The organism is Pseudomonas glycinae (genome assembly GCF_001594225.2).
Lineage (GTDB): Bacteria > Pseudomonadota > Gammaproteobacteria > Pseudomonadales > Pseudomonadaceae > Aquipseudomonas > Aquipseudomonas glycinae.
On sequence record NZ_CP014205.2, the window covers coordinates 1,409,163 to 1,420,218 of the forward strand.

Sequence of the window (11,056 nt, forward strand, 5' to 3'; positions counted from 1 at the left end):
GGAGCCTCCTTTATTCGATGTGCTGGATGGTACGACGTTAGGGCGCGCGCGGCCGTTGCCGCAACTGTCAGAGTTGACAGGTGCAGCCCGCGCCCAATCGTGCATCGCGCACCAGGATGTGGCCTGGATACCCGCCCTGTGTGGCGCAAAGTAGCGAAGTGATTAATCAATGTTGGTTGCAGCGTTTCGCAGGTTTCTTCCATCCCTTTGATTCAAAACAAAATTCAATCCTTTGCAGATTCCCCATGAATCCTGTGGCACACTTTCTGCTGTCTATTCCGTAGTAACAAACCGTGTTCCGGTATAGCGGAATAAACAATCCTCTGGAGTGCTTGCCATGCATCGCCGACCTTCCTTGTTCAATGCGTGTGTTTTTGTTCTCGCGGCTTCGTCCGCTGTCATGGGTATGGCCCAGGCGGCCGACAGCAAGCTCGACAGCGTCCTGGCCCGTGGAAAACTGATTGTGGGCACCGGCAGCACCAATGCGCCGTGGCACTTCCAGGGCGCGGACGGCAAGTTGCAGGGCTTTGATATCGACATCGCCCGGATGGTGGCCAAAGGTCTGTTCAATGATCCGAGCAAGGTCGAGTTCGTGGTGCAGTCGTCCGATGCGCGGATTCCCAACCTGCTGACCGACAAGGTCGACATGAGCTGCCAGTTCATCACTGTCACCGCCAGCCGTGCGCAGCAAGTGGCGTTCACTCTGCCGTACTACCGCGAAGGCGTCGGCCTGCTGCTGCCGAACAACAGCAAGTACAAGGAAATCGAAGACCTGCAGGCCGGTGGTGACGGCGTGACCGTAGCCGTGCTGCAGAACGTGTACGCCGAAGAACTGGTGCATCAGGCGCTGCCCAAGGCCAAGGTCGATCAGTACGACAGCGTCGATCTGATGTACCAGGCGGTGAACTCCGGCCGCGCCGATGCTGCCGCCACTGACCAGTCTTCGGTCAAATACCTGATGGTGCAGAACCCTGGTCGCTACCGTAGCCCGACTTATGCCTGGAGCCCGCAGACCTACGCCTGCGCCGTCAAACGCGGCGATCAGGACTGGCTGAACTTCGTCAACACCGCCCTGCATGAAGCCATGACCGGCGTCGAGTTCCCGACTTATGCCGCGTCGTTCAAGCAATGGTTCGGCGTGGATCTGCCATCGCCTGCCATCGGTTTTCCTGTCGAATTCAAATGATCCCGTGAGAGTGGGGCGCCCTGATGCGCCCCGCTCAAGGTACTGCCGACCATGAACTATCAGTTGAACTTTGCTGCCGTGTGGCGCGATTTCGACACCTTGCTGGCGGGGCTCGGTCTGGGCCTCGAACTGGCGCTGGTGTCGATCGCCATCGGCTGCGTGATCGGCCTGCTGATGGCGTTTGCCTTGCTGTCCAGGCATCGCGCCTTGCGGGTGCTGGCATCGGTGTATGTGACGGTGATCCGTAACACGCCGATTCTGGTGTTGATTCTGTTGATCTACTTTGCGTTGCCGAGCCTGGGGATCCGGCTGGACAAGATCCCGTCGTTCATCATCACCCTGTCGCTGTATGCCGGGGCGTACCTGACCGAAGTGTTCCGCGGCGGCTTGTTGAGCATCCCCAAGGGCCAGCGCGAAGCGGGGCTGGCGATTGGTCTGGGCGAGTGGCAGGTGAAGGCGTATGTCACCGTGCCGGTGATGCTGCGCAACGTGCTGCCGGCGCTGTCGAACAACTTCATTTCGCTGTTCAAGGACACCTCGCTGGCCGCCGCGATCGCGGTGCCGGAGCTGACCTATTACGCGCGCAAGATCAACGTCGAAAGCTACCGGGTGATCGAAACCTGGCTGGTGACCACGGCGTTGTATGTCGCGGCCTGTTACCTCATTGCCATGCTGCTGCGTTACCTCGAGCAGCGTCTGGCGATCCGCCGATAGGAGGCTGCGATGTACCAATCCCCTAGTTGGTTGCATGAGTTGTGGATCGCTCGCGAAGCCTTGTGGCAGGGCTTTCTGACCAGCGTGCAGGTGTCGGCGCTGGCGATTCTGTTCGGCACCGTCATCGGCGTCTTTGCCGGGCTGGTGCTGACCTACGGCAAGTTCTGGATGCGCGCGCCGTTCCGCTTTTATGTCGACCTGATTCGCGGTACGCCGGTGTTCGTGCTGGTGTTGGCCTGCTTCTACATGGCACCGGCGCTCGGTTGGCAGATCAGCGCGTTTCAGGCCGGCGCACTCGGGTTGACGCTGTTTTGCGGCTCTCACGTGGCCGAGATCGTGCGCGGCGCGTTGCAGGCCTTGCCACGCGGGCAGATGGAAGCCGGCAAGGCCATTGGCCTGACGTTCTATCAGTCCCTCGGTTACGTGCTGTTGCCTCAAGCGCTGCGGCAGATCCTGCCGACCTGGGTCAACTCGTCCACGGAAATCGTCAAGGCTTCGACCTTGCTGTCGGTGATCGGTGTGGCCGAGCTGTTGCTCAGCACCCAGCAGATCATCGCCCGGACGTTCATGACTCTGGAGTTTTACCTGTTCGCCGGTTTTCTGTTCTTCGTCATCAACTACGGCATCGAATTACTCGGCCGGCACATTGAAAAGCGGGTGGCCCTGCCATGACTCAAGCTCAAGTTTCCAACCTCCAGAACGCTCAGCCCCTGCTGGACATCCGTGGCCTGCACAAACAATACGGCGCGGTCGAAGTGCTCAAGGGCGTCGATCTGAGCATGCAGCGCGGCAACGTGGTGACGCTGATCGGCTCCAGCGGCTCGGGCAAGACCACGCTGTTGCGCTGCGTGAACATGCTCGAGGAATTCCAGGGCGGGCAGATCCTGCTCGACGGCGAATCCATCGGCTATGACGAACTCAACGGCAAACGCGTGCGCCACCCGGAAAAAGTCATTGCCCGTCATCGGGCGATGACCGGCATGGCGTTCCAGCAATTCAACCTGTTCCCGCACCTCACCGCGTTGCAGAACGTCACGCTCGGCCTGCTGAAAGTCAAAAAGATGCACAAGGACGAAGCCGTGGTCCTGGCCGAGAAATGGCTGGAACGGGTCGGTCTGCTGGAGCGGCGCAATCACTTTCCCGGCCAGTTGTCCGGCGGTCAGCAGCAGCGCGTGGCGATTGCCCGGGCGATTGCGATGAACCCGAGCCTGATGCTGTTCGACGAAGTCACCTCGGCCCTCGACCCGGAACTGGTCGGCGAAGTGCTGAACGTGATCAAAGGGCTGGCAGAGGACGGCATGACCATGTTGCTGGTGACCCACGAAATGCGTTTTGCCTTCGAGGTTTCGGACAAGATCGTTTTCATGAATCAGGGGCGCATCGAAGAGCAGGGGCCTCCCAAGGAACTGTTCGAGCGTCCTCAATCGCCGCGGCTGGCGGAATTTCTCAAAAGCACGCGGTTCTGACTTTTCACTTTTTCAATCAGGAGAAACACCCATGAGCATTACTCGTTACGGCACCGGCAGCACCGCCGCTGGCGGCCAGCCGCGTCCATTCGCCCGCGCCGTTGAAGCCGATGGCTGGCTGCATGTTTCCGGGCAGGTGCCGGCGGTGGATGGCGAGATCATTGTGGGCGGTATCGTCGAGCAGACGCATCAGACCATGAAGAACCTGATCGCGATTCTCGAAGAGGCCGGTTACGGCCTGGAAGACGTGGTACGTGCCGGCGTATGGCTGGACGATCCGCGGGATTTCAGCAGTTTCAACAAGGTCTTCGGCGAATACTTCAAGCCCGAACACGCACCGGCCCGGGCCTGTGTGCAGGCGAGCATGATGGTCGACTGCAAGGTCGAGATCGACTGCATTGCGTACAAGAAGAAGGCTTGAGTATCGACCGCTCCTGCGCAGAGCGTGGGAGCGATCTTTCGCGATAAACTCCCGGCACTTTGAATGGGAACCACTGAAATGACCGAAGACACCATCAAGCGCCGGGCACGCGGTCTGGACCGGGCGTTCGATATCCTCGATTTCCTCAAGGAAATCGGCCAGCCACTGCGCCCGAATGACATCGCCAACGGCATCGGCAGCCCGAAATCCACGGTCTACGAACTGGTGGCGTCATTGCTCGAGCGGCGGATTCTGGAGCCGGTGGGCAAGGACGGTCACGTCTATCTCGGTCGTCAGCTGTACTTCCTCGGCCAGGCGCATTTGCGCCATTTCGACCTCAGTCGCGAGGCCGATCACGCCTTGCAGGAGATCGTCAGCCAGACCCGGGAAACCGCGCAGATGTGCCTGCTTAACGGGCGCAAATACACGGTGGCACTGATGAAGGAGGGCGAGCGGCATTTCCGCATTTCTTCCGATATCGGCGAAAACGCGCCAATCCCGTGGACCGCCTCGGGACGCCTGCTGCTGGCGCACTTTAGTGACCAGCAGATCAGCGACTTGATCGACCCCGACGACTTCATCCTGCCGGATGGCGAACGCCTGCCGATGGAAACCTTTCTGGCGGAAATCCGTCAGGCCGGCATCGACGGTTTCTTCTCCTTCGACAGTGTCGCCGACACCTTTACCCACTGCTTCGCCGCCCCGGTCAAAGACCCTCAAGGCGTTGCCATCTGCACCCTGTGCATCGTCGCCCCGCGTGCCGATGCCAAGAACAATTACAACGACTATCGCCGGGTCTTGATCGAGAGCGCCAACAGCCTCGCCCGGCGAATCAACGAATAACCGCGCCTGCCTGCGGGCGCGACTGTGAGGAGTTCGACCATGACGACTGCCAACAACACTGCTGCCGTGGAAAAGGGCGATGCTGCCCTCGGCGCGCAACTGGTGCGTGACATCAGCCTGCCCGCGCTGGTGCTGCACCGCGAAGCGCTGGAGCACAACATCCGCTGGATGCAGACGTTCGTCAGCAACAGCGGCGCCGAACTCGCGCCCCACGGCAAGACCAGCATGACCCCGGCGCTGTTTCGTCGTCAGCTCGAAGCCGGCGCGTGGGGCATCACCCTGGCCAGCGCCACCCAGACCCGAGCTGCTTACGCCCACGGCGTGCGCCGGGTGTTGATGGCCAACCAACTGGTCGGTACGCCGAACATGGCGCTGATTGCCGATCTGCTGGCGGCCGATTCCGGCTTCGATTTCTATTGCATGGTCGATCACCCGGACAACGTCGCCGATCTGGGCGCTTATTTCGCATCGCGCGGTGTGCGTCTGAACGTGATGATCGAATACGGCGTGGTCGGCGGCCGTTGCGGTTGCCGCAGCGAGCAGGAAGTCATTGAACTGGCCAAGGCTATCGGTACGCAACCGGCGCTGGCCTTGACCGGTATCGAAGGTTACGAAGGCGTGATCCATGGCGATCACGCCGTCAGCGGCATCCGTGAATTCGCGGCTTCGCTGGTACGCCTGGCCGTGCAGTTGCAGGACAGCGGCGCATTCGCCATTGCCAAGCCGATCATCACTGCGTCGGGTTCGGCGTGGTACGACCTGATCGCCGAGTCGTTCGAAGCGCAGAATGCTGGCGGGCGTTTCCTCAGCGTATTGCGTCCCGGCAGTTACGTGGCTCACGACCATGGCATCTATAAGGAGGCGCAGTGCTGCGTGCTCGATCGTCGCAGTGACCTGCACGAAGGGCTGCGTCCGGCGCTGGAAGTCTGGGCCCACGTGCAGTCGCTGCCGGAGCCGGGCTTCGCGGTGATTGCCCTGGGCAAGCGTGACGTGGCGTTCGATGCCGGGATGCCGGTGCCGTTGCTACGTTACAAGGCCGGTGTGCTGCCGGCGGTGGGCGACGATGTCGGCGCCTGCAAAGTGACGGCGGTGATGGACCAGCATGCGTTCATGACCGTGGCGCCGGGCGTGGAGTTGCGCGTGGGCGACATCATTTCCTTCGGCACTTCGCACCCATGCCTGACCTTCGACAAGTGGCGCGTGGGGCTGCTGGTGGACGAGCAACTGTCGGTGATCGAAACCATGGAAACCTGTTTCTGATGATCGCGCTCAGTCCTTTGGGTCCGAACACCCCGCGCATCGCCCTGATCGGCGAATGCATGATCGAACTCCAGCAACGTGCCGACGGCAGCCTGCAACAGAGCTTTGGCGGTGACACGCTGAACACGGCGGTCTATCTGTCCCGCGCGATGGGCGACAAGGCGCAGGTCGATTACGTCACGGCGCTGGGCGACGACAGTTTCAGTGACGCGATGTGCCGCATATGGGCCGACGAAGGCATTGGTCTGGATCTGGTCCAGCGCTTGCCCGGTCGTTTGCCGGGCCTGTATTGCATTCAAACGGACGCTGCCGGCGAACGTCGTTTCCTTTACTGGCGCAACGAAGCCGCTGTGCGCGACTGCTTCACTACGCCAGCCGCCGCACCGATTCTGGCGGCGCTGGCGGATTACGACGTGCTGTATTTCAGCGGTATCACGCTGGCGGTACTCGGAGCCCTGGGTCGGGAAAAACTGATCGAGACCTTGATCGAGGCCCGCCAGCGTGACGCGCGGATCGTGTTCGACAACAACTACCGCCCACGCCTGTGGGCTTCAGTGGAGGAGGCGCGAGCGGCGTATCGCAGCGTGTTGCCTCACGTCGATCTGGCATTGCTGACGGTGGACGACGAACAGGCGCTGTTCCATTTCGAAGACTGTGACGCGGTGTTTGCAGCGTACGCGCAGATCGGCACGCCGGAAGTGGTGCTCAAGCGTGGCGCCGAAGCGTGCTTGATCCGTTGTGACGGGGAAGCGTTTGAAGTCCCGGCGCAGAAGGTCGAGACAGTGGTGGACACCACGGCGGCGGGGGATTCGTTCAGTGCGGCGTACCTGGCCAGTCGTTTGTCCGGCGCAAGCCCGGCGCAGGCGGCGGATGCGGGACACCGCTTGGCCAGTCAGGTCATTCAAGTGCCTGGTGCGCTGATCCCCAAGGATTGATTCCGATCCCTGAAGGCGCTGCCGAAACTCGCGCCTTCAGGGTGCTGGATCAGTCGCGGTAAAACACCTGCACCAGGTGATACCCGAACTTGCTCTTGATCGGCCCATGCACGGTGCGCAGCGGTTTTTTGAAGATCACCGCATCGATCGCACCGACCATTTGCCCCGGCCGCACTTCACCCAGATCGCCGCCGCGCTTGCCGGACGGGCAGGTCGAAAATTTCTTCGCCAGCACATCGAACGCTTCACCGTTGGCGATGCGTTGTTTGAGTTTTTCAGCCTCTTCGGCGGTTTTCACCAGAATGTGGCGGGCTTGGGCTTTCATCGTGCAATACCTGTAGCGGGGTGACGGCGGGCGCGGATTATGCCTCAAGTCACGGGTTTTGGCTGAGCATCGTGCGGATCTTGCCGGCCAGTTGCTCGATGGAGAACGGTTTGGCGACCATGTCCATGCCGTCTTCGAGAAAGCCCTGACGCTCGGCGGCTTTCTGCGCGTAACCGGTCATGAACAACACTTTGAGCCCCGGACGATGCTGGCGGGCGATCTCCGCCATTTGCCGACCGTTCATGCCCGGCAGGCCGACGTCTGTCACCAGCAGGTCAACCCGCAAGTCGGATTCGAGCAACGGCAGGGCACCCTTGGCATCTTCGGCCTCATGGGCGCGATAACCCAGCTCCTTGAGCAGGTCCATGACCAGCATGCGCACTGCCGGATCGTCCTCGACCACCACCACGGTTTCGCCAGTGGCGACAGCCGGAGCCTCGGCAACCGCTTCGATTGCCGGCAGCTCCGCTTCCAGTGCATACAAACGCGGCAAGTACAGGCGCACGCAGGTGCCCTGGCCCGGCAGGCTGTCGAGGCTGACGTGCCCACCCGATTGCTGGGCAAAGCCATAAATCATCGACAAGCCGAGACCGGTGCCTTGCCCGATGGGTTTGGTCGTAAAGAACGGATCGAACGCTTTGGAACGTACTGAAGGCGTCATGCCGGTGCCGTTGTCGCTCACCGCCAGCATCAGGTAATCACCGGCCTTGACCGGTTCGAGGGTGGTGATGTCGTTGCCGTCGAGGTAGACGTTGGCGGTTTCGATCAGCAGCTCACCGCCGTCAGGCATGGCGTCACGGGCGTTGATCACCAGGTTGAGCAGCGCGTTTTCCAGTTGGCTGACATCGGTGCTGACCGGCCATACATTGTCGGCCAGGCGCAACTTGAGCTCGATCGGATCACCCTTGGTGCGGCGGATCAGATCTTCCAGCGAATGGATCAGCTCGTTAACGTCGAGGGTCTTGCGATCCAGCGACTGACGCCGGGAGAACGCCAGCAGGCGATGGGTCAACGCGGCCGCGCGGTTGGCCGAGGACACCGCCGCATCGGTGAAACGGCCGATTTCATCGGCGCGGCCACTGGCGATGTAGCGTTGCATCAGGTCGAGGCTGCCGATGATGCCGGTCAGCATGTTGTTGAAGTCGTGGGCGATGCCGCCGGTAAGCTGGCCGACCGCTTCCATTTTCTGCGCGTGGCGCAGAGCATCTTCGGCGCGCTCGCGTTCGAACATCTCGTTCTGCAAACGCTGGTTGGCCTGAGCCAGTTGTTCGGTGCGCGCACTCACACGCTCCTCAAGGGTTTCATTGAGGTTGCGCAGGGCTTCTTCGGTCTTTTTTCGTTCGGTTTCGTCGATCACGAAGATGTAGAAACCGTTCACTGCACCGTCCGCACCTTGGCGCGGCAGGTAATTCATCAAGGCATGCCGCTGGCTGCCGTCGCGGTGCGGCGTGTACAGGCTGAACGAGCAGGGGCGACCGGCCAGGGCTTCGGCGATGTACGGCGCCCGCAGGAAATAGGCCTCTTCGCCGATCACCTCGCGGATCGTGCGACCGTACAGCTCCTGCGGCGTGAGCCCGTACCAGTCGAGGTAAGCGGCGTTGTTCAGGCGAAAGCGTTCCTCGTGGTCGACATAACTGATCAGGATCGGCATGGCGTTGATGATCAGTTGCAGCTCGGTCTGACTTTGCCGCAATGCCTGTTCGGTGTGCTTGCGTTCGGTCAGATCCAGCGCAGCGCCGAGAAAGCGCGTCGGCCGACCATGATGATCCTTGTAGCAACGCCCGCGGGCGAACACCCAGCGCAGCTCGCCGTTGGCCTGCAGCAGGCGGTATTCCTCGGCGTATTCGGTGCCGTGGGTAATGCAATGCTTGATACTGCGGGCGATCATTGCGCGGTCTTCGGGGTGCACGCCGTGCAGATACTCGCTGATCGGCAACTGACCGGCCAGCGCTGGATCGACACCGTGCAACTGGGCGAAATGCGCGTCGGCAATGAAGCGGTCTTCGCCGATGTCCCAATCCCAGGTGCCCACCGCATCGGTGGCTGCCAGCGCCAGTTGCAGGCGCTCTTCGCTTTCGCGCTGGGCCTTGAGGCTATCTTCGGAGCGCTGTTGCAGTTCCAGGGCAATGCGTCGCCGTTCGTTGGTTTCGATGGCGGTGACCAGAATTCCAGCCACCTGCGCGCTTTCGTCGCGGATCGGGCTGTAGGTCAGGTCAAGCCAGAAGTCGGACTCCTGGCCGTCCCGTTGCAGGGTGAAGCGTCGTTCGCTGTAGGTTCGTACCTGGCCCTGTAGGACGGCGCTGTAAATAGGGTCGGTAAAGTCTCGGAGTTCCGGCCATATCTGGTGCGCTGGTTGTCCGAAAGCGTGCGGATGCTTGTTGCCGGCCAGCAGCGCGAAGCCGTCGTTGTAGATCTGGGTCAATTGCGGGCCCCACAACAGCAGCATCGGCATCGGCGAGTGAATCACGATGTCCACCGCGGTGCGCAGGCTCTGAGGCCAGGTGCCGGCGGCGCCCAGCGGGCTGCGGCTCCAGTCGGTTCGGGCGATCAATGTCTGGGCGTCGTTGGTGTTCGGTACAGCGTTCATCACATCAATCCTGAGCGTCGGTCGGTGAGGCGGCGTCTACTATCCTAGTGCGGTAGACGCTGTAAGGCACGTCGCGTCACGGCGCGGTCTTGTGTTCATTGAAAGCTTCGCAGGTGCTTTTGGCCATGGAAATCGACGCACTGCTCAAACAACTGGCGAGCCGTCACGGTTCGGATCTGTTCCTGTCCACGGGCGCACCACCCAGTGCGCGGTTCGACGGGGTGCTCACGCCCTTGAGCGAGCAGCCCTTCAAACCCGGTGAGGTGGCCACTATCGCCGTCTCCCTGATGGACGCCGAACAACGACGGGAGTTCGACCGGGATCTGGAAATGAACCTGGCGATTTCCCGCACCGGGATCGGCCGCTTCCGGGTCAATATTTTCAAACAACGCAACGACGTGTCGATCGTGATCCGTAACGTCAAACTCGACATTCCGCGATTCGAAGACCTCAAATTGCCAGCGGTATTGCTGGAAACGGTGATGCTCAAACAGGGGCTGATCCTGTTTGTCGGTGCTACGGACTCGGGCAAGTCCACGTCGCTGGCGGCATTGATCGATCATCGCAATCGCCATAGCAGCGGGCACATCATCACCATTGAAGACCCGGTGGAATACATCCATCGCCACAAAAAGTCGATCATCAACCAGCGCGAAGTCGGGGTCGATACCCGCAGCTTTCACGCTGCGCTCAAGAACACCCTGCGCCAGGCCCCGGACCTGGTGCTGATCGGCGAGATCCGTGACCGCGAGACCATGGAGCATGCGCTGGCCTTCGCCGAAACCGGGCATCTGGTCCTGTCGACTTTGCACGCCAACAACGCCAATCAGGCGCTGGACCGGATCATCAATTTCTTTCCCGAAGAGCGTCGCCCGCAATTGCTGCACAGTTTAGGCAATCATTTGAAGGCCTTCGTTTCCCAACGTCTGGTACGCACGCTTGATGGCCAGCGACGGGCGGCAGTGGAAGTCATGTTGGGGTCACCCACCATTGCCGACCTCATTCGTCGCAATGAACTGGGCGAGTTGAAAGTCATCATGGAAAAATCCACAGAGCTGGGCATGCAGACTTTCGATGACGCACTTTACAAGTTGGTGGTTGAAGGTGTTTTAAGTGTGCAGGAGGCACTTAAACATGCGGACTCAATCAATAATTTAAAGTTGAAGTTGAAGTTGGAGCGCCAGGGCGAGACGCCCACTTCAAGTGCGGGTGAGTGGGGGTTGGCTGATTGAAGGGATTGATTTCAGCCTCTGTTTGTCTGATTGAAATGTTGTCTCATGAATAACGGCTGGAAAGTTTGTTGGGTGGAAGTAGGATCG

Annotated in this window: 11 protein-coding genes; 9 read left to right on the forward strand and 2 right to left on the reverse strand. The window is 60.7% G+C overall.

Features of this window, described 5'->3' with window-relative positions; translation table 11 throughout:
- Positions 1-337 precede the first annotated feature (337 nt).
- The 8 genes from AWU82_RS06335 (at position 338) to AWU82_RS06370 (ending at position 6,825) form a co-directional block, all read left to right on the forward strand.
- Positions 338-1,186, forward strand: coding sequence for a transporter substrate-binding protein (locus AWU82_RS06335; RefSeq protein WP_064381340.1), 849 nt, complete (start codon positions 338-340; stop codon positions 1,184-1,186).
- 51 nt (positions 1,187-1,237) lie between these two features.
- Positions 1,238-1,900, forward strand: a complete 663-nt coding sequence (locus AWU82_RS06340) for an amino acid ABC transporter permease (protein WP_007960243.1) — start codon at positions 1,238-1,240, stop codon at positions 1,898-1,900.
- Between the two features lie 9 nt (positions 1,901-1,909).
- Complete coding sequence (locus tag AWU82_RS06345; protein WP_011334481.1) at positions 1,910-2,572, forward strand: amino acid ABC transporter permease; 663 nt, start codon at positions 1,910-1,912, stop codon at positions 2,570-2,572.
- Positions 2,569-3,366: an amino acid ABC transporter ATP-binding protein gene (locus AWU82_RS06350; protein ID WP_064381342.1), complete on the forward strand. Its 798-nt coding sequence runs from the start codon at positions 2,569-2,571 to the stop codon at positions 3,364-3,366. The genes AWU82_RS06345 and AWU82_RS06350 overlap by 4 nt, the downstream gene beginning before the upstream one ends.
- Positions 3,367-3,397: 31 nt before the next feature.
- Complete coding sequence (locus AWU82_RS06355) at positions 3,398-3,787, forward strand: RidA family protein (protein ID WP_007912330.1); 390 nt, start codon at positions 3,398-3,400, stop codon at positions 3,785-3,787.
- A 78-nt stretch (positions 3,788-3,865) separates the two neighbouring features.
- Positions 3,866-4,630, forward strand: a complete 765-nt coding sequence (locus AWU82_RS06360) for an IclR family transcriptional regulator (RefSeq protein ID WP_064381344.1) — start codon at positions 3,866-3,868, stop codon at positions 4,628-4,630.
- 39 nt (positions 4,631-4,669) lie between these two features.
- Positions 4,670-5,890, forward strand: a complete 1,221-nt coding sequence (locus AWU82_RS06365) for an amino acid deaminase (protein WP_064381345.1) — start codon at positions 4,670-4,672, stop codon at positions 5,888-5,890.
- Positions 5,890-6,825 (forward strand): sugar kinase, encoded by a 936-nt coding sequence (locus AWU82_RS06370; RefSeq protein ID WP_064381347.1) that lies wholly within the window; start codon positions 5,890-5,892, stop codon positions 6,823-6,825. The genes AWU82_RS06365 and AWU82_RS06370 overlap by 1 nt, the downstream gene beginning before the upstream one ends.
- Positions 6,826-6,874: 49 nt before the next feature.
- On the opposite strand, the gene AWU82_RS06375 is transcribed toward AWU82_RS06370, so the two are convergent.
- Both AWU82_RS06375 and AWU82_RS06380 read right to left on the reverse strand, forming a co-directional pair.
- The gene (locus tag AWU82_RS06375; protein WP_007952044.1) at positions 6,875-7,150 is read right to left on the reverse strand and encodes a peptidylprolyl isomerase; all 276 of its coding nucleotides are present in this window, start codon (positions 7,148-7,150) and stop codon (positions 6,875-6,877) included.
- A 49-nt stretch (positions 7,151-7,199) separates the two neighbouring features.
- Complete coding sequence (locus AWU82_RS06380) at positions 7,200-9,737, reverse strand: PAS domain-containing hybrid sensor histidine kinase/response regulator (RefSeq protein WP_064381349.1); 2,538 nt, start codon at positions 9,735-9,737, stop codon at positions 7,200-7,202.
- Between the two features lie 125 nt (positions 9,738-9,862).
- Here AWU82_RS06380 and AWU82_RS06385 point away from each other — a divergent pair, with 125 nt between their 5' ends.
- Positions 9,863-10,969 (forward strand): PilT/PilU family type 4a pilus ATPase, encoded by a 1,107-nt coding sequence (locus AWU82_RS06385; protein ID WP_064381351.1) that lies wholly within the window; start codon positions 9,863-9,865, stop codon positions 10,967-10,969.
- Positions 10,970-11,056: the final 87 nt, after the last annotated feature.

Bases quoted from the DNA above. Each gene is read 5' to 3' on its own strand.
- AWU82_RS06360 (WP_064381344.1), top strand. From the start codon at position 3,866: ATGACCGAAGACACCATCAAGCGCCGGGCACGCGGTCTGGACCGGGCG.
- AWU82_RS06350 (WP_064381342.1), top strand. From the start codon at position 2,569: ATGACTCAAGCTCAAGTTTCCAACCTCCAGAACGCTCAGCCCCTGCTG.
- AWU82_RS06370 (WP_064381347.1), top strand. From the start codon at position 5,890: ATGATCGCGCTCAGTCCTTTGGGTCCGAACACCCCGCGCATCGCCCTG.
- AWU82_RS06345 (WP_011334481.1), top strand. From the start codon at position 1,910: ATGTACCAATCCCCTAGTTGGTTGCATGAGTTGTGGATCGCTCGCGAA.
- AWU82_RS06375 (WP_007952044.1), bottom strand. From the start codon at position 7,150: ATGAAAGCCCAAGCCCGCCACATTCTGGTGAAAACCGCCGAAGAGGCT.
- AWU82_RS06385 (WP_064381351.1), top strand. From the start codon at position 9,863: ATGGAAATCGACGCACTGCTCAAACAACTGGCGAGCCGTCACGGTTCG.
- AWU82_RS06340 (WP_007960243.1), top strand. From the start codon at position 1,238: ATGAACTATCAGTTGAACTTTGCTGCCGTGTGGCGCGATTTCGACACC.
- AWU82_RS06380 (WP_064381349.1), bottom strand. From the start codon at position 9,737: ATGAACGCTGTACCGAACACCAACGACGCCCAGACATTGATCGCCCGA.
- AWU82_RS06365 (WP_064381345.1), top strand. From the start codon at position 4,670: ATGACGACTGCCAACAACACTGCTGCCGTGGAAAAGGGCGATGCTGCC.
- AWU82_RS06355 (WP_007912330.1), top strand. From the start codon at position 3,398: ATGAGCATTACTCGTTACGGCACCGGCAGCACCGCCGCTGGCGGCCAG.
- AWU82_RS06335 (WP_064381340.1), top strand. From the start codon at position 338: ATGCATCGCCGACCTTCCTTGTTCAATGCGTGTGTTTTTGTTCTCGCG.